Genomic DNA, 18,143 nt, shown 5'->3' on the forward strand with positions numbered 1-18,143 from the left:
TATTGTTGGTTGTGACCGTAAGCTTGGGTCTTCTAGTGTCAATCGAGTGCTGCTAACGCGCGTCGTCGTGGTTCATGTGGGGCAGGCGAGTGTAACCACCTGCCCGATGGAAGGCCAGTCATCAAACGGGATGCTGAATTCCAGTTCCGTTGATGACCAGCCCGCTTGTCGATGCCGGAGTATGGCCAGCCTGTTACTGCACCCAGGCGGCGACACTGTAGGCGGCAATGGTATCACTGCCTGACTGCGTGAAACCCGGTACCGCGATTGCATTGCCCTCTACTTTGGCTGGCAAGGCGTTGGCGGTCATGTTGATGGCCACGGTGATGGTTTCCTGTGCATTGGTGCGCCGGAACAGCAGCAACGCCGGGTCACTCTCCAGCCATTCGAAGTCTCCGTTTTGTAAGGCCGGGTGCTCCTTGCGCCAGGCGAATAACCGGCGCGTGAAATTCAACGTCGACTCATCCACTTTGGATTGTTCGGATACTGCCAACTGACGGTGAATCGGTTCTACCGGCAACCAGCTGTGCCCGCCACTGGTGAACCCGCCCATGGCTTCGTTGATCCACGGCATGGGGGTACGACAGCCATCACGCCCTTTGAATTCCGGCCAGAATTCGATGCCGAACGGGTCTTGCAGTTGTTCAAAGCCGACATCCGCTTCTGGTAAACCCAATTCTTCGCCCTGATACAAGCAGGGGCTACCGCGCAGGGTAGCCAGCAAGCTCAGCGCGGTTCGCACAAAACCGGCCGGGTCTTTGGCATCCTGACCCCAGCGCGTTGCACTGCGCACCACATCGTGGTTGCTCAGTGCAAAACAGGGCCAGCCATCACCGAGGTTGTCTTCCACCTTTTGAATGGTCTTGCGAATGTAGTCGGGGTCATGCGCATCATTGAGCAGTTCAAAGGTGTACGCCATGTGCAGCTTGTCGCCGCCCGAGGTGTACTGCGCCATGTATTTCATACCCTGGGGCGCGCCGATTTCGCCGACGGTGGTGGTGCCAGGGTAGTCGTTCATCACGCTGCGCAGGCGTTGCAAAAAGGCCAGGTTGTCATCGCGACACATCTGGTTGATGTGGTACTGACGACAAAACGGGTTTTTCGGATCGACACCTACAAACACTTTCTCCGGACTGTCGGCCAGGCCATTGTCGGTAAGCGAGGCGTCGTGGAAATACATGTTCACCACATCCAGACGGAACCCGTCGACGCCCAGATCGAGCCAGAACCGGGCGGTATCCAGAATGGCATCCTGTACGTCCCGGTTGTGGAAGTTCAGGTCTGGCTGGCTGTCCAGAAAGTTGTGCATGAAATACTGGCCACGGCGCGTATCCCATTGCCAGGCAGAACCACCAAACAGTGATAACCAGTTGTTGGGTGGCGTGCCGTCGGCTTTGGCATCGGCCCAGACATACCAGTCGGCTTTGTCGTTGGTACGGTCTTCCCGGCTGTCCTGAAACCATTCATGCTGGTCTGAGGTGTGGCTGTAGACCTGATCGATCAGCACTTTCAATCCGCGTTGATGCGCTTCATCGATCAGGTGCTTGAAGTCGTGTAATGAACCAAACATGGGGTCGACGTTGCGGTAGTCCGATACGTCGTAGCCAAAGTCCTTCATCGGTGAGGTGAAGAAAGGTGACAGCCAGATCGCATCGACATTCAACTGCGCGATGTAATCGAGTTTGGAGATGATGCCGGGAATATCCCCGATACCATCGCCGTTGCTGTCGAAATAGCTGCGCGGATAAATCTGGTAAATGACACCACCGCGCCACCAGTTCAGTTCAGTATTCGACAAGATTTCACTCCTTTATTTGACCGAGCCGGCCAACAGGCCGCGGACAAAGTAACGTTGCATTGAAACGAAAACGACAAGCGGTACCAGCATGGTAATAAAGGCACCACTGGTCAGGATTTCCCAGTTATCACCGCGTGAACCCAACAGTTCAACCAACTGCGCAGTCATCACGGTTTTGCCTTCACCCTGCCCAAGGAATACCAGGGCAACCAGGAGGTCGTTCCAGACCCATAGGAACTGGAAAATGGCAAAGGAGGCCAGCGCCGGAATCGACAGCGGCAGTACAATGGTGCGGAACACTTCGAAGTGACTGGCACCGTCCATACGGGCCGATTCCATCACTTCTTTGGGCAAGCCGGCCATGTAGTTGCGCAATAAGTAAACCGCCAGCGGCAAACCGAACCCGGTATGCGCCAGCCAGACCCCACCGTAGGATTTAGCCTCCCAGCCGAAGATGCCTGACAGGCCGGTGTACATTCTGAGTACCGGAATCAGCGATATTTGCAACGGCACAACCAACAAACCCACGATGCCGGCCAGAATCCATAACCGACCGGGGAAGTTCATCCAGGCCAGGGCGTAGGCCGCGAAAGCAGCGATCAGAATCGGAATGAACGTCGCGGGCAGGGTGACCGTCAGGGTGTTGATAAAGGCACGGCCAACCCCTTCAGAGGAAAGTACTTCTTCATAGTTGTTGAGCGTGAAGGTTGGCGGTACTTGTGAGACGTAAAACACACGTTCGCCTCGGGTGAGCTCGAACGGTTCGTCGGACTCCCAGCGGAACTGACCGTCTTCAGTCAGCGTCATGCGTGTGCCGTTATCCAGTGTAACCACTTCACCGGCCTGGTTGGCAGTGAGATCGGTCGGTCGCTGACCCCAGCTGTCCAGCGTACGTGCGCCTTCTTCAAACAACCGGTCTTCGATCACGAAAAGGTCGCCGGATTGCGTTTGTGCTTCAGCCGTAGGGGTACGGAAAACTTCGTTGCGCTCGGCCGGTGCCAGTGCGGTCCACCAGCCCGAGGTGGTCAGCGAGTCTTTGTCGCGAACCGAGCTGATCAGCAGACCCAGGGTCGGTAGCGTCCACAACAGAACGAGCAGAAAAACAGTGGTGTGTTTGGCAAGGGTGGCCAAAGGCAGTTTGTTTGCTGATTGCATCTTGGCCTCCTTATTGGTTTTCCATGCGGGCACGGCGGATGTTGTAGATCATCACCGGGGTTACCGCGAGCATAATGACAATAGCGACCGCACTGCCGCGTCCGATATCACCGGAACGGAACAGCTGGTCGTACATGAAGTTGGCCAACACCTGCGTTTCCCATTGACCGTTGGTCATGGCAAAGACAATGTCGAAGATCTTGAGTACGAGAATGGTGATGGTGGTCCAGACGACGACAATGGTGCCGAAGATCTGGGGAATCACGATCTTGAAGAAAATCTGAAAGTTATTGGCGCCTTCCATGATGGCGGCTTCCAGGGTGTCTTCGGGAACGCCGCGAATGGCCGCGCCCAATATCACCATGGCAAAGCCGGTCTGAATCCAGATCAGAATCACCATCAGCAGAATGTTGTTCCAGGGTTGCAGAGATATCCAGGCTTGAGGTTCGCCACCCAGTGCCATAACGACGGCGTTTAACAGGCCGATTTCTTCACCGGAGCCTTTGTAGTCGTAAATAAACTTCCAGATAACCGAGGCGCCTACGAACGAAATGGCCATCGGCAGAAACACCAGGGTGCGGGCAATCTGGCCCCACCACAGTCGGTCGGTCATGTACGCAATAACGAGTCCAAAGGCGGTGGACATGGTCGGTACGATGATCAACCAGAGAATATTGTTGCGAATCGCGATTTGGAAACCGTCGTTCCCAAAAGCCCAGGCGTAATTGGCCAGGCCGACAAAGCCATCGGCGTTGCGATCCTGCACTGAATAAATCAGTGACGCAAAGACGGGATACACCAGATAAACAACCAGAACCAGTACGGCCGGGCCAACAAATATCCAGGGGCGAATGCCTTCACGTAGTTTGTCACGCCGCTGACGATCCCTATCGGACGTCAGGGATTCACTGGATAAAAAGCGATCCAGTATAAAGTTTGAACCAACAAAGAAGAGTGCGCTTAGACCGATTGCCAGAGCAATGACAAACGAGGCCGTTATGATTTGCGAAATCACGGGGGATACTCCTGACCTAGACCGGTAATGAACTCGCCCCGGGTCCGGGGCGAGTTGTCCTTAGTGCAGTTCCCGATTACTTATCGGGCAGCATCCCAGGCGTCCTGAATGGAGCCAGCAACGTCTTCAGCAGAGTCACCGCCGACGAAGTCGACCATGCCAGTCCAGAAGGCGCCGGCGCCGATGGCACCCGGCATCAGGTCAGATCCGTCGAAACGGAAGGTAGTGGCGTTTTGCAGAATCTCGCCCTGACGACGCAAGGTGTCGTTGGCGTACAGATCGTTGTTGACGTTGTTGTGCGGTGTCAGGAAGCCACCGTTGGCCATCCAGATTTCGTGGGCCAGCGGCGTAGTCAGGTACTCAAGCAGAGCTTGAGCGGCTTCGTTCTCACGCGGCATGGTGACGATGGTGCCTGCACCCAATACCGGAGCACCCAGGTCTTTCTCTGCGAAAGCCGGGAAGTAGAAGAAGTCGATGTCTTCACCGATAACCGTACCTTCTGGGAAGAAGGCTGGAATGAAGCTCGCCTGACGGTGCATGAAGCAGCCGGGAGGAATGCTGAACAGACCGTTCGGGCTGTCGCGGAAGTCGGTTGTACCAACGGAGGCAACACCACCCTGAACGTAATCCGGGTTCTTGGCGAAATCACCGAACAATTCGATGGCTTCAACAACGCGTGGATCGTCGAATGGGATGCTGTTGTCGACCCAGCCGTCGTAGACTGATGGTTCGTGCAAACGCAGCATCATGTCTTCGACCCAGTCTGTCGCAGGCCAGCCAGTTGCTGCACCAGAACCCAGACCGATACACCAGGGGCTGACGCCGTCGTCAACCATTTGGTCGGACAGGGCGATCAACTCTTCCATGGTTTCCGGAACGTCGTAGCCGTAATCGGCGAAGTTATCCGGGGAGTACCAGACCAGGCTCTTCAGATCGACGCGGAAGAACACGCCGTAAAAGTCATCTTGGCCGTTTTCGTTCGGATAGGTACTCAGATCAACCCAGGATTGGCCGGCTGCGTAGTTTTCCAGAACGTTTTCACGCGTTGCATCGTCCAACGGCTGCAACAGACCACGGCTGGCCATGTCTTTGGCCAGACCCGGCTGCGGGAAAATCGCCAGGTTAGGGGCTGAACCGGCTTGCAGGTCAATGACGATCTGCTGTTCGAAGCTGTCGGAGCCGGTATAACGAACGTCCGCACCGGTGGCCGCTTCAAAGTGGCTGACGATGCCTTCGAAAATGGCATTTTCAGGCGCAAGCCAGGGGCCAGCGACGGTCACGGTCTGACCGGACAGGTCCATATCTTCAAACGGAGCCAGGCTGTCCCAGTTGTAGTCGCCGCTGCCCTTGGTCGGGTTTACTTCAGCGGCAACACCGGCAGACATGGCAGCGGAGACTGCGATGACGAGTGATTTTTTTACTAAGGAGGTTTTCATTATTTTGCCCTTTCGTGCTGTTTTATTATTGGTTTGGTTCGTACGTTTGCTGACTAAACAGCGCCAGCGGTTACTAAATGGTGCCAGTAGGTGCTGGGTTGAACGTTTTAATCGGTCAATGCCGGCCGAAACCGGCATTGGGCTTATTAAGCACCCTGTTAGCTTAATCGTTTAAGACACGTTGTCATCTGCTTTTTTAGAACAATTTCTTCTGACCAGCAGACTTAACTACTTCTTAACGTCTTAATCGATACAGCGTAGACGTGCTTTGGAGCATTTCCAGTCTAGACAACGGGAAATTAACACGGCCTGAACCTGGCTGAATTGACCCGTATCATCTCTAACAGCCTGTTACCGGAACATGGACGTTCCGGCAAAATTGATGACTGTTAAGTCATTGATTTTGTGAGAGAAGCAAAAATCGCAATTTTTGGTTCTCGTGTGTTGAAAAAAGGCAGGAAGCCTTTTTCAACAACCTGCTAAAGAACATACAGCTCGGCCCCCGTCTGATCGGTTATGCGAGCCTTGCGAGCCAGGCAGTCCAGGGTCAGCGTCAGTCGCGCGCTGCTGTTCGTCCAGCTCAGGCTTAGCTGGTTGTCTGCAAGATCCAGCGTAAAGGTGCCATCGAAGGCCGGATGCTCGTTACGCAGGCGAATCAGAGCAATAAGTTGCTGCACCACGGGCCGTTCCAGCGCGTCGTCAATGTCGGCTGAGCGGTAATACGCACGGTTAATGTCGCGGCCAACGCCCGTGGTTGTCAGCAAGGCCGTGTCATTACCGCCAGCTAACAGGCCGGTGTAGTACACCTGGGGAACGCCGGGCGCGAAGAACTGCAGAGCCCGGGCGATGAGGTATTCGTTCTCGCGTTCACCCAGGGCCGCATAATAGGTGCAGTTGACCTGGTACAGATCGAGGTTCGATGCGGCAGCGCCAGTGGCTAGCCGGCTCTGGTCGTTTGAGCGCTGGTGAATGGTTTCAACCAGCTGGTCGATCGCCTCGGGTGCCAACAAGCCCGGCTTATCGCCATCGGCCCCGACATCCAGCACACCGATGCCATCGTGGGTATCCAGCACAGTGATGCAGTTGCGTGGCGACTGTTCCAGCCAATTGACCAGCGGTTTGGCGTCGCCGGTAAACAGCAGGTGCAGAATCAGGGGCGGCAACGCGAAGTCGTAGACGCGACCGACCCGGTTGGCGATGTCGATCTGGGTCTGGTAATGACTGTGAATTTCAACCAGGGTTTCGATGCCCCGCGCAGCGGCGTTGTCTGACAATTGCTGAATAAAGGCATAGGTTTCCGGCAGCATGAAGCAGCGGGTGCCCGGGCGTTTGATCGCGTAGCCTGCGGCGTCGAGCCGAATCATTGACACGCCGGATTGTTCAAAGCGGTCGAGAATGCTGTCCAGATATGCCTTGCCGACCTCGGTTTCAACGTTGATGTCCAGTTGCTGCGGGGTGAAGGTGGTCCACATCAGATGTTTGGTATCGCCCAGCGTATAGGGTGTCCACGGCAGGCTGGGCCGCGGCCGGTAGATCGCGGTGATCTCATCTTCGCGGGCACCATCGGGGAAGACGCTCTGGTAAGTCAGAAACAGCGGGAACCAGGGGCTGTCGCTGCCCCGGGCGACGACATCGGCAAACTGCGGCGAACGGCTGGAGACGTGATTGACAATCAGGTCGGCCATAATGTCGGTGCTTTTGCTCAATTCAAGCACATCGTCCCAATCACCGAGGCGCGGGTCGACGGTCAGATGATCATCCGGATCGAAGCCGGCATCGGAACCATCGATGGGGGTATAGAACGGCAACAGATGCACACCGCCAAACACGCCCTCCAGCGAAGTGGTCAGCAACCGGTGCAGGGTCTGAACGCCGCTGCCACCCAGGCGATCAACATAGGTAATTAACTGAACCTGATTTTTCATGCGCGGTCTCTGTAGGGCGTTAACAGGAGGTGGACGATAATCATCTTAAACGATTAAGTAAAGCACTAAACCACAGAGTAGACAGGTATTGGTGACTCAACGGACAAACTGACCATCCCGGTCTAAAGTTCTAACACCTATAGCAGTCATACTGCAGGCAAAGTTGCTGAGGTGGTTCAATGTTGATGTGGTTTTTGCCCAGAGCTGAGGGTGATCAGGTTCGAGAGAAGGCGGTGGTCGTGTTTTGTCTGCTGGCGTTGCTGGTGGGTGTTTACTCACTGGTAAAGTGGCGTGCCTTCGGGGTGGGTGAGTTGCAACTGACCGCACTGATTCTGATGGCGCTGGTGTTGCCCGTGCCGTTTCTGGTGCGCCAGGGATATTCAGTCGTGCTTGGGGGTAACCTCGCCATTCTGGGCATGGCGGTTCATGCGCTTTACTCGGCCTATATGTTTGGCGGCATCGATTCGCAGTACCTGTTGTGGATGGTCACGCTGATTGTACTGGCTTACATGATGACCAATCCGCTGTGGGGGTCAGTCTGGTCTGTAGCGATGCTGCTGATGGCGGTGGTGTTTGTTCGCTTTAAGCTGACCGGGCATGACTTCCCGGAACCGCCATTAACGGGGTCTGATCTGAATCGGGATATCGTCGTGGGCTACCTGCTGCCGGTGATCATGATTTGGGTCGGGCAATCCTACATGCAGCGAATCACCTTGAGCGCTGTGGCCGATGCGCGGTCGGCTGAGGCGTCTGTGAGTCAGCAAAAAACCAGCCTTGAGCAGGCGGGCGAGCAGATGAATTGCGTGATGGCGCAAACCCGGGATGTTTCCGGTCGGCTGGTTAAGGCGACCTCATCACTAGGGCAGGTACAGTCGGAAATTGGTTCTCAGTCTGGTGATTTGAACGATGCGGCAGGGCGTCAGCATGAATTCGCGGCGAGTCTTTCGGACAGTCTGGCCCGGGTACAGGCGGCGGTATCGGTCAGCGAGCAGGCGCTGAGTCAGGTTGGGCAGTCGCTGGATGCTACCGAATCCGAGAGTGAACAGACGCGTCAGCTGGCGGAGCAGTTGTTGACGCTGATGAATGCAATCAAGACCAGTAATGATCGCATCGAAAGTGCTTCCCAGGTGATCATCGATATCGCTAGCCAGACCAATTTGCTGGCGCTGAACGCAGCCATTGAGGCGGCCCGTGCGGGTGAGCATGGGCGCGGTTTCGCAGTGGTGGCCGATGAAGTCCGTACCCTGTCGACCCGGAGTGATAAGTCGGCCAATGAGATTCATAGCTTATTGTCTGATAGTGCCAAACAGATCAAACAGGGGCTGACTCAGGCAGGCGATAGCCAGCAGCGGGTGCAAGCTGTATCCGCACAGGTCACTGCCATGCGAAGCGCCTTTACCGAACTGGAAAGTCAGGTGAGAGCGGTTTCGACTGAAGTGCGGCAGCTAGCGCGCGGTGGCGACGAACTCAGTGAAGTCAGTAGCACGACGCTGAGTACGGTACAAAGCCTGATGGAGCGTTTAACGGCCCTGGCCGACGTGGCGGATATGTTGCAGCGGTCAGCCGACGAACTGAGCCAGACAACCCGACATTCATCTTAACCTGTGGCTAAAGCTGCAGGGTTCACTGGTCTGTTGTGCCGGAAGGCGGGTAGCATCTCGGCGCCACTTGTTCGCAAGTTGTTTTTAATCCAAATAATAACGACGCAAACGCTTCGCCCCTGCCGGTTTGGTAGCAACCAGCGTAGCCCGCAAGGGCGCGGGGTGCCCTTCAATGGTTTGTGCTGGATTCTCAGGGTTTAAATAGTCGGTCAGCGACTGGCCGGGTTTCCAATCGGTGGTGCGTTGCTCTTCAGTTGTCGTCGGCGTGACATCGGCGATGTGCACATCTTCAAAGCCGGATTTCTCCAGCCAGTGCGCCAGCGCTTTCGGGCTGGGCAGGAACCAGACGTTGTTCATGCGGGCATAGCGGCCCGGTGGCACGAAGGCTTCGCGTTCGTTGCCTTCGACGACCAGGGTTTCCAGTATCAGTTCACCGCCGGGTCTTAACGCAGCGCGCAATTCAGCCAGATGATCGAGCGGCGAGCGCCGGTGGTAGAGCACGCCCATTGAAAAAACTGTGTCGAAGGCTTCAAGGTCGGGGGTCAGGCTTTCCAGTGTGAACGGCAGAACCGTATGGCTGGAGTCCTGCACATAGTGGTTGATGGCGAGGTGTTGCACGACGGATAACCAGGACGGGTCGATGCCAGCAACGATACGGGCGCCTGCGGCTTTCATGTGCCAGCCGTAGAAGCCATTGCCGCTGCCGACGTCCAGTACGCAACGGCCATTCAGGTCGCTCAGGTTCGGGGCGACGCGGGCCCATTTCAGATCGCAGCGCCATTCAGAGTCGATGTGGGTGCCAAACAACCGGAACGGTCCCTTGCGCCAGGGTATTAAGCCGCGCAGGGCCTGCTCCAGTTGCGTCTGGTTTGTATCGCTTAGGGGATTGGTTGAGGTCAGTTCGACACGGTGCGGGTCGAAACTGATATCGGTCACATCCGGGAGTTGGTCGATGCATTTCAAAAAGCGCGGCAAATTGCCATCGTTCAGGTTGGCGAACAGGTCATCAAGCTGGGCTTGAAGTGGCGCTTGCCAGACTGACAGGGGCGTTCGTGTCAGGGTGTCGATAAAGGGGCGAAAGTCGATCATGGGTACCCGTACTACTTAATGGCCAGAAAGGAGGCGAAGTTGAAGCTCTGAAACCAGAGGGTGGCGGTACTGAAGCCGACGGCGTTCAGGCGCTGCAGGTGGTCTTCTGCAGTTTCCGGCAACAGCACGCGTTCAATCGCCTGGCGCTTCTGACTGATTTCCAGGTCGCTGTAGCCATTGGCGCGTTTGAAGTCGTGGTGGTGTTGAATCAGCAGCTGGTCTTGCACCGGATCGGGAAAGCGCAGCTTTTCAGAAAGCACCAGAGCTGCGCCGGGCAGCATGCCGTCGTATATTCGCTGCAAGGTTGTCTGGCGATGTTCGAGTGGAATGAACTGCAGGGTAAAGTTCAGTACCACGAAGGAAGCGTTTTCAAGCGTCAGTGAGGTGATGTCCGCACAGAGCATCTGTACCGGGGTTGGTAAGTCCTCGCTCTCGAGGAAGTCCCGGCTGCGTTCGAGCATGGCTTCGCTGTTGTCGACCGCGACGATTATGGCGCCCGGCGCATGTACCCGGTGGCGCATGGCCAGACTGGCAGCGCCCAGAGAACTGCCCAGATCATAAAGCCGGCTGTTGGGCTGGGCATACTGTTCGGCGAGGATGCCGATCATGCCTATTATGTGGCTGTAGCCCGGCACCGAGCGCTTGATCATGTCCGGAAACACGCGCGCGACGGTATCGTCAAAGCGGAAATCGGCGACCTGACCGTGTTCGCTGGCGTAAATCGTGTCTTTGGCGGGTTCGGGTGGCTGGCGATGCGTCATGGTCAAAACGGGTCACTTTAAGCGTTAGGTGGCGCTATTTTACATGGACCATCGACTATCTTCGCCCCTGTGGTCGAAAATCAGGCGGCGAACGTTATAATGCGCGGCAATTTGAACCGCTTTGTCTGGGAAATGCCGCTTATCTATGAGCACCATTGCTGAAGAAGTATCAAAACGTCATACCTTCGCCATCATTTCGCACCCCGATGCCGGTAAGACCACCATTACTGAGAAGGTGCTGCTGTTCGGGAAGGCCCTGCAGACGGCCGGTACCGTGAAGGGCAAAAAGTCTGGCCAGCATGCCAAGTCAGACTGGATGGAAATGGAAAAAGACCGGGGTATTTCGATTACCACCTCAGTTATGCAGTTCCCCTACCACGACAAGCTGGTGAACCTGCTCGATACCCCGGGGCACGAGGACTTCTCCGAAGACACTTATCGTACCCTGACCGCGGTGGATTCCTGTCTGATGGTGATCGACGCCGCCAAGGGCGTTGAGGACCGGACCATCAAGCTGATGGACGTCGCCCGGATGCGCGAAACTCCGGTGCTGACCTTCATGAACAAGCTCGACCGCGATATCCGCGAGCCGCTTGAGCTGATGGATGAAGTCGAGAATATTCTCAAGATCAGCTGCGCACCCATCACCTGGCCGATTGGCCAGGGCAAGCAGTTTAAGGGCGTCTACCACTTGTTGAACGATGAAGTCCTGCTGTATCAGACTGGCCAGGGGCACACCATTCAGGAGCGTCGGGTGATCAAGGGGCTCGACAACCCTGAAGTGGACACGGCGCTGGGCGAATACGCCGATGAACTGCGTCAGGATGTTGAGCTGCTGGCCGCCGCCAACAAGTTCGATCTGGAAGAGTTCCTGGCCGGGCAGCTAACGCCGGTGTTCTTCGGTACGGCGCTGGGTAACTTTGGCGTCGACCATATGCTCGACGGCCTGGTGGACTGGGCACCGAACCCTCAATCGCGGGCTACCGATGAGCGGGTTGTTGATGCCAGCGAAAGCAACTTTTCCGGTTTCGTGTTCAAGATTCAGGCAAATATGGACCCGAACCACCGCGATCGCGTTGCCTTCCTGCGCATTGTGTCCGGAAAGTACGAGAAAGGCATGAAGATGAAGCATGTTCGCACCGGTAAGGATGTGCGCATCTCTGATGCGTTGACCTTTCTGGCGGGTGATCGTTCAGCGGTCGAGGAAGCCTGGCCCGGTGACATCATCGGGCTGCACAACCACGGCACGATTCAGATTGGTGATACCTTTACCCAGGGTGAGATGGTCAAGTTCTCGGGTATCCCGAATTTCGCGCCCGAACTGTTCCGTCGCATTCGCCTGCGCGACCCGCTTAAGGCCAAGCAATTGCAAAAGGGTCTGATGCAGCTGTCTGAAGAGGGGGCTGTGCAGGTATTCCGGCCGCTCAAGAACAATGACCTCATCGTCGGCGCCGTTGGTATGCTGCAGTTCGATGTGGTGGCCCAGCGTTTGAAGTCGGAATACAAGGTCGATGCGGTTTACGAGCCCATCAGCGTGGCCACGGCGCGCTGGGTCGAATGCTCGGACCCGCGTAAACTGGAGCAATTCCGCGATAAGGCCTACGATAATCTGGCGCTGGATGGCGGTGATAACCTGGCCTATGTGGCCCCGACCATGGTCAATCTGCAGATGGCGCAGGAACGGCACCCTGATATTGCGTTCCGGAAAACCCGGGAACACTGAGGCAGAGCCTGGTGCCCGTTTTGGCCGTTGCCGGGTGACGGGCGGCATCATTCAACCTGGAGGGACGGCATGATCATCTATCTGGTGGCGCTGGCGCTGATTGTTGCGGGTGCCTCGACCGGTCTCTTCACGCTGCTGCACAGCCGGGTGCTGAAACGCAGCCTGCGGCTCTACGATGCCAAGGGGTACTGGGTGGTCAGCATGTTGATGCTGACGTTTCTGGTGACCAGTCTTGCCTATTTCTGGGGCGTCACCCGCTTTGCGTTGAGCCCGGGAGGTGGCCTGGAGCCTGAAACCGTCTTCGGCATGCTGGTGACGGTTTTTGGCTGTATAGCCGGCCTTGGCATAGGCCTGGTGCGCTTCTCAAGAGTGATAATGCCGGGCGGAACCACGGGGAGCGAAGGGTTATAGCGGGATCGTTCGGCCATCGCCCCGTTTTTGAATACAATTTGATCGAAGGCGCTTGCAAAGGGGTGGTTGTTTCTTTACTATCCGCGCCCTTATTTCGGATTAACTGCCCCTGAGCCCCCCACTTTTATTAGGCGGAGTTAAATGAAAACTTTTGTAGCAAAACCGGCTGAAGTAAAGCGCGACTGGTACGTAGTCGATGCCCAAGGCCAAACGTTGGGTCGCTTGTCGACCGAAATTGCTCGTCGTTTGCGCGGCAAGCATAAAGCAGAGTTCACGCCTCACGTGGATACCGGCGATTACATCGTCGTGATCAACGCCGAGAAAGTGGCTGTGACTGGTCGCAAGACCAAGCAAAAAATGTATCACCGTCACACCGGGTACCCGGGTGGCCTGAAGTCTATGAGCTTCGAAAAAATGATCGACCACAAGCCTGAGCGTGTGATCGAACTGGCGGTTAAAGGCATGATTCCCCGGAATCCGCTTGGCCGTGCCATGCTGAAGAAGCTGAAGGTGTATGCCGGTGTCGATCATCCGCATACTGCACAACAGCCCAAAGAACTGAAGATTTAATGGGGAGCGACATGACAGCAATTCAGCAATATTACGGTACAGGTCGCCGCAAAACCTCAGCCGCACGTGTCTACCTGCGTCCGGGTACCGGCCAGATCAGCGTCAACAAGCGCCCTCTGGATGTGTACTTTGGTCGTGAGACGTCACGCATGATCGTTCGTCAGCCTCTGGAACTGGTTGAGCTGACTGACAAGTTTGACGTTATCATCAGCGTTGCTGGTGGTGGTGCCAACGGTCAGGCCGGTGCGATTCGTCATGGCATTACCCGTGCCCTGATGGTCTATGACGAGACTCTGCGCAAGCAACTGCGTGCCGCCGGTTACGTAACCCGCGACGCCCGGATGGTTGAACGTAAGAAAGTCGGTCTGCACAAGGCGCGTAAGCGTCCGCAATACTCCAAGCGTTAATCGTTCTGGATGGCCCTGCTTTCAAAACGCCCGGACTTGTCCGGGCGTTTTTGTTTGTCACAGTGCCCTTCAGTCAGTACCGTGGCAGTGTGGAGTGTTAATAGCGCCTGTCCGACCCCTGCCAATACCCCTGTAAGGCGAAGGGTTTTCTTGTCAGTGGGAGTGTAATTCTTTAGTATTCCCGTCATTTTGTGGAAACTGCCCCGTATTTTTTCTACCTTCAGACAGAGGACCTAATAATGACGCAAGACGGCGTAAATAAGGGTCGGCGCCGCTTTCTCTATATCGCGACAGGCGCCATGGGTGCCGTAGGCGCGGTTGGAGTTGCAACCCCGTTCGTCCGCTCCTGGTTTCCCAGTGAGAAAGCAAAGGCGATTGGGGCTCCGGTGACCGTTGACATCAGTAAGCTCGAACCCGGCGAAATGCGCATTGCAGAATGGCGCGGCAAGCCGATTTTCATTGTTCGACGCACTGACGAGGCCATCGCCAACCTGACAAAGGATGATCTGGTAACTCGTCTGTCCGACCCCAACTCAGAAGTGGCGTCGCAGCAGCCAGAATACGCGCAGAACCCGGCGCGTTCCCGCTCCGAAGACTTGCTGGTACTGGAAGGTGTCTGCACCCACCTGGGTTGTTCGCCACAGTTCATCCCAAGTGTCGAGCCTCAGTCTTTCGACGAGAACTGGATGGGTGGCTTTTTCTGCCCTTGTCACGGCTCGCGCTTTGATCTGGCCGGTCGCGTTTATCGCGGTGTGCCCGCCCCAACCAACCTGGTGGTGCCGCCGCATATGATCGAAGGGTCCATGCTAACCATTGGTGAGGATACTGTCTGATGAGTACAAACAAGCCAGCCTTCATGCAATGGCTCGACCAGCGTCTGCCGGTCACCAATGCTTATGAAAAGCACATGTCCAAGTACTATGCGCCGGTTAACCTGAACTTCTGGTACGTGTTCGGGTTACTTGCAACGCTGGTATTTGCCAACCAAATCCTGACCGGGATTTGGTTGACCATGTCGTTTGTCCCCAGCTCCGATGAAGCCTTTCGCTCTGTCGAGTACATCATGCGTGATGTCGACATGGGTTGGTTGATTCGCTATATGCATTCAACCGGTGCGTCTTTCTTCTTTGTTGTCGTCTACCTGCACATGTTCCGCGGCATTATGTATGGTTCATACAAAAAGCCCCGTGAGCTGATCTGGGTGTTCGGCATGTTCATCTATCTGGCCCTGATGGCGGAAGGCTTTATGGGCTATGTCTTGCCCTGGGGTCAGATGTCGTTCTGGGGTGCTCAGGTCATTATCTCCCTGTTCGGTGCTATTCCCGTCATCGGCGATGGCCTGACTGAATGGATTCGGGGCGACTTCCTGATTTCCGGCATTACGCTGAACCGTTTCTTTGCGTTGCATGTCATCGCTTTGCCGTTGGTGCTGGCGCTGCTGGTTGTGTTGCACATACTGGCACTGCACGAAGTGGGGTCGAACAACCCCGATGGTATCGACATCAAGAAACACAAGGATGAGCAGGGTAAACCGCTGGACGGCATTCCGTTCCACCCCTACTACACCCTTGGCAAGTTGCCGATGATCATCGTGTTCCTGTTTGTGTTCTGCGGCGTGATCTTCTTCTTCCCGGAAGGTGGCGGCTATTTCCTTGAACACGCCAACTTCGAGCCAGCCAACCCGCTGAAAACGCCGGCACACATTGCACCAACCTGGTACTACGGTGCTTTCTACTCCATCCTGCGGGCTGTTCCTGACAAGCTAATGGGCGTTATCGCCATGGGCGCCGCCATTGCCATCCTCTTTGTCCTGCCCTGGCTGGACAAAAGCCCGGTATTGAGCTGGCGTTACAAGGGCTGGATGAGCAAAACCGCTATTGTTGTGTTTGCTCTGGCCTTCATCATGCTGTCTTACCTGGGTGGTCAGCCGGTAACGGATCTGAATACCTGGTTGGCCCGCATTGGCTCTGTGATCTATTTCGGCTTCTTCTTGCTAATGCCGATATACACACGCATGGAAACCACCAAACCTGTACCGGAGAGGGTGCCAGCGAAATGAAGAAACTGTTCCTGTCTCTCATACTGAGTGTTTCACCACTGGTGGCATTGGCCGCGGGTGAGTCCGTCGAGTTGGATCACATCGACACCGACATCACTGACACGGCATCCCTGCAGCGCGGTGTTCAGACCTACATGAATTATTGTATGGCCTGTCACTCGCTGGAGTACGCCCGTTATAACCGCGTGGCTGCTGACCTGGATATTCCCGAAGATATTTTCGCGGAAAATCTTATTTTTACTGAAGCTGCTTTTGGCTCGCTGATGACAAACTCAATGAGCAGCGATGACGGTAAGGCTTGGTTTGGTGCTGCACCGCCAGACCTTACTCTGGTTGCCCGGGTACGGGGAGAAGATTGGCTCTATACCTACTTGCGCGGATTCTACCAGGACGAAAGTCGTCCATTAGGGGTCAATAACACAGCCTTTCCTAATGTCGGTATGCCGCACGCATTGATGGAGCTTCAGGGTCTCTGTGCTGAGCCGCCTCACGCCGTTAGCGAGCGTCGCTTTGATCCGTTGACCGGGAGCCTCATCACTGAGGGTGGTTGTGAGCATTACGCCGTGGAAGGGTCGCTGACCAAGGCTGAATATGACGAGACCATTTATGATCTGGTTAACTTCCTGCAGTACATGGGTGAGCCATATGCCAAAGACCGCGAACGCATCGGTTGGATGGTGTTTGCCTTCCTTGCGGTGTTCCTGGTGATTGGTCAGTTGCTGTATCGCGAGTTGTGGAAAGACATTCACTAAGGTGAATGCCGAGTAGTATTTTTGATAAGCGCGGCTGGTCCGCGCTTGTTTTGTCTTGTATCAGGGTGTTTTTACATCGAGGAGAGTACCTAATGGGCGTCGTTGCCAAACGTTCTTCCATGACTTTTTACTCCGATCCGGCTAGTCAATACAGCCACAGGGTGCGTATTGTACTGGCGGAAAAGGGCGTAGCGGTCGACATCAAAGACGTCGATCCGGATGACATGCCTCAGGAAATTGCCGACATCAACCCTTATAACTCTCTGCCAACACTGGTCGACCGTGACCTCACGCTGTTTGAACACTACGTGATGATGGAGTACCTCGACGAGCGTTTCCCGCACCCGCCGTTGCTGCCGGTATATCCCGTTGCCCGGGCCGAGAGCCGTCAGTACATGGCTCGCATCCAGCGCGACTGGTGCGACAAGGTCGATGTTATCGTTGCTGCCAAGAGTAAAGACAGTGTGACCAAGGCGCGTAAAGAACTGCGCGAAAGCCTGCTGGCCATTGCTCCTTTGTTCGACGAAAAGCCGTTCTTCATGAGCGAGGAGTTCACTCTGGTCGATTGTTGCGTTGCCCCTATTCTGTGGCGTTTGCCAGCCCTGGGTATTGAGTTGACTGAAAAACAGGCCAAGCCGATCCATAAGTACATGGAACGTCTGTTTGAACGTGAATCGTTCCAGATCAGCCTGTCTGAAGTCGAGCAGGAGATGCGCGACTGATGAGTGAAATGACCTCCAACAAACCCTACATGCTCAGGGCTTTCCACCAGTGGATTGTCGACAACAACTGCACGCCTTATCTGGTGATTGCAGCCGACTTCCCGGGTGTTGAAGTGCCTGTTCAATTTGTTCGGGATGGTCAGATCACACTTAATATAGCGCCTTCGGCGGTCAGGGAATTGGTGCTCGACAACCGCTGGGTTGAATTCAGTGCCCGTTTTTCCGGTGTGCCTACTCTGGTCAGAGCACCCATGCCTTCTATTATGGCCATCTTTGCCAAAGAGAATGGTCAGGGTATGGGCTTCGACCTCGAGGCACCGGAAGATCCGGATCCGGACGACACGCCCTCTGGTGACGACGGTGGTAGCAAGAAGCCGTCTTTGCGCGTGGTGAAGTAGCGCCACTCTGATAGCTGAAAGTGCACTGTAAAAGGCGTTCCCCGGGACGCCTTTTTTAATTTCCGCAGAAAGTTTTGAAGAAAGTCAGTAAAGGCGTTGACCCGAGGAACTCAATCCCTATAATGCGCCTCCGCTGTGACCGAACAGCGGCTCCAACCAGCCGAGAGGCGGGATGAAGTGAAAGCTCTAAAGAACTGATTCTAAAGAACATTTCTTAATAAAAGAGTTGACACAACGGAGCGGGGGCGTAGAATACGCGCCTCTTCAAACGACAAGCCCAACGCGCTGTCGTCGATCTTTAACATTGGGAATCAAGTAATT

17 protein-coding genes are annotated in these 18,143 nt (G+C 55.5%); 10 read left to right on the plus strand and 7 right to left on the minus strand.

The genetic code is table 11. The features are described 5' to 3' along the window. Positions 1–193: 193 nt before the first annotated feature. The 5 genes from ACHUE7_RS16945 to gtfA form a co-directional block, all read right to left on the minus strand. On the minus strand, positions 194–1,798 hold the full coding sequence (locus ACHUE7_RS16945; RefSeq protein WP_394171057.1) for an alpha-amylase family glycosyl hydrolase: 1,605 nt from the start codon (positions 1,796–1,798) through the stop codon (positions 194–196). 12 nt (positions 1,799–1,810) lie between these two features. Next, positions 1,811–2,953 (minus strand): carbohydrate ABC transporter permease, encoded by a 1,143-nt coding sequence (locus ACHUE7_RS16950; protein WP_394171058.1) that lies wholly within the window; start codon positions 2,951–2,953, stop codon positions 1,811–1,813. Between the two features lie 10 nt (positions 2,954–2,963). Then, positions 2,964–3,968: a carbohydrate ABC transporter permease gene (locus tag ACHUE7_RS16955; RefSeq protein WP_394171059.1), complete on the minus strand. Its 1,005-nt coding sequence runs from the start codon at positions 3,966–3,968 to the stop codon at positions 2,964–2,966. 80 nt (positions 3,969–4,048) lie between these two features. Continuing rightward, the gene (locus tag ACHUE7_RS16960) at positions 4,049–5,404 is read right to left on the minus strand and encodes an ABC transporter substrate-binding protein (protein WP_394171060.1); all 1,356 of its coding nucleotides are present in this window, start codon (positions 5,402–5,404) and stop codon (positions 4,049–4,051) included. Positions 5,405–5,883: 479 nt separating this feature from the next. Next, positions 5,884–7,329 carry a sucrose phosphorylase gene (gene gtfA / locus ACHUE7_RS16965; RefSeq protein ID WP_394171061.1) on the minus strand — a complete coding sequence of 482 codons (1,446 nt, stop codon included), beginning with the start codon at positions 7,327–7,329 and terminating at the stop codon, positions 5,884–5,886. 179 nt (positions 7,330–7,508) lie between these two features. Between gtfA and ACHUE7_RS16970 the strand changes: the two genes are divergently transcribed. Further along, positions 7,509–8,930, plus strand: coding sequence for a methyl-accepting chemotaxis protein (locus tag ACHUE7_RS16970; protein WP_394171062.1), 1,422 nt, complete (start codon positions 7,509–7,511; stop codon positions 8,928–8,930). Between the two features lie 84 nt (positions 8,931–9,014). Here the strand turns inward: ACHUE7_RS16970 and cmoB are convergent, their stop codons facing one another. Both cmoB and cmoA read right to left on the minus strand, forming a co-directional pair. Beyond that, positions 9,015–10,019 (minus strand): tRNA 5-methoxyuridine(34)/uridine 5-oxyacetic acid(34) synthase CmoB, encoded by a 1,005-nt coding sequence (cmoB, locus tag ACHUE7_RS16975; RefSeq protein WP_394171063.1) that lies wholly within the window; start codon positions 10,017–10,019, stop codon positions 9,015–9,017. Between the two features lie 11 nt (positions 10,020–10,030). Beyond that, positions 10,031–10,780 carry a carboxy-S-adenosyl-L-methionine synthase CmoA gene (cmoA, locus tag ACHUE7_RS16980; RefSeq protein WP_394171081.1) on the minus strand — a complete coding sequence of 250 codons (750 nt, stop codon included), beginning with the start codon at positions 10,778–10,780 and terminating at the stop codon, positions 10,031–10,033. 145 nt (positions 10,781–10,925) lie between these two features. Here cmoA and prfC point away from each other — a divergent pair, with 145 nt between their 5' ends. The 9 genes from prfC to ACHUE7_RS17025 all read left to right on the plus strand — a co-directional run bounded on the left by prfC (position 10,926) and on the right by ACHUE7_RS17025 (position 17,822). Continuing rightward, a complete protein-coding gene (gene prfC / locus ACHUE7_RS16985; protein WP_394171064.1) occupies positions 10,926–12,503 on the plus strand; it encodes a peptide chain release factor 3 in 1,578 nt (525 codons plus the stop codon). A gap of 69 nt (positions 12,504–12,572) precedes the next feature. Beyond that, entirely contained in the window at positions 12,573–12,914 is a 342-nt protein-coding gene (locus ACHUE7_RS16990) for a hypothetical protein (RefSeq protein WP_394171065.1), read from the plus strand. 141 nt (positions 12,915–13,055) lie between these two features. After that, the gene (gene rplM / locus ACHUE7_RS16995; RefSeq protein WP_127559511.1) at positions 13,056–13,484 is read left to right on the plus strand and encodes a 50S ribosomal protein L13; all 429 of its coding nucleotides are present in this window, start codon (positions 13,056–13,058) and stop codon (positions 13,482–13,484) included. 11 nt (positions 13,485–13,495) lie between these two features. Continuing rightward, on the plus strand, positions 13,496–13,891 hold the full coding sequence (rpsI, locus tag ACHUE7_RS17000) for a 30S ribosomal protein S9 (RefSeq protein WP_127559513.1): 396 nt from the start codon (positions 13,496–13,498) through the stop codon (positions 13,889–13,891). A gap of 239 nt (positions 13,892–14,130) precedes the next feature. Beyond that, a complete protein-coding gene (petA, locus tag ACHUE7_RS17005; RefSeq protein ID WP_394171066.1) occupies positions 14,131–14,724 on the plus strand; it encodes a ubiquinol-cytochrome c reductase iron-sulfur subunit in 594 nt (197 codons plus the stop codon). After that, complete coding sequence (locus ACHUE7_RS17010) at positions 14,724–15,950, plus strand: cytochrome b (protein WP_394171067.1); 1,227 nt, start codon at positions 14,724–14,726, stop codon at positions 15,948–15,950. The genes petA and ACHUE7_RS17010 overlap by 1 nt, the downstream gene beginning before the upstream one ends. Further along, the gene (locus ACHUE7_RS17015; protein WP_394171068.1) at positions 15,947–16,702 is read left to right on the plus strand and encodes a cytochrome c1; all 756 of its coding nucleotides are present in this window, start codon (positions 15,947–15,949) and stop codon (positions 16,700–16,702) included. The genes ACHUE7_RS17010 and ACHUE7_RS17015 overlap by 4 nt, the downstream gene beginning before the upstream one ends. 92 nt (positions 16,703–16,794) lie before the next feature. Further along, positions 16,795–17,424 (plus strand): glutathione S-transferase N-terminal domain-containing protein, encoded by a 630-nt coding sequence (locus ACHUE7_RS17020; RefSeq protein WP_028672244.1) that lies wholly within the window; start codon positions 16,795–16,797, stop codon positions 17,422–17,424. Then, positions 17,424–17,822 (plus strand): ClpXP protease specificity-enhancing factor, encoded by a 399-nt coding sequence (locus ACHUE7_RS17025; protein WP_394171069.1) that lies wholly within the window; start codon positions 17,424–17,426, stop codon positions 17,820–17,822. Before ACHUE7_RS17020 ends, ACHUE7_RS17025 begins: the two co-directional genes overlap by 1 nt. The last annotated feature ends 321 nt before the right edge of the window (positions 17,823–18,143 follow it).

This window comes from Saccharospirillum alexandrii (genome assembly GCF_043641555.1).
Taxonomy (GTDB): domain Bacteria; phylum Pseudomonadota; class Gammaproteobacteria; order Pseudomonadales; family Natronospirillaceae; genus Saccharospirillum; species Saccharospirillum alexandrii_A.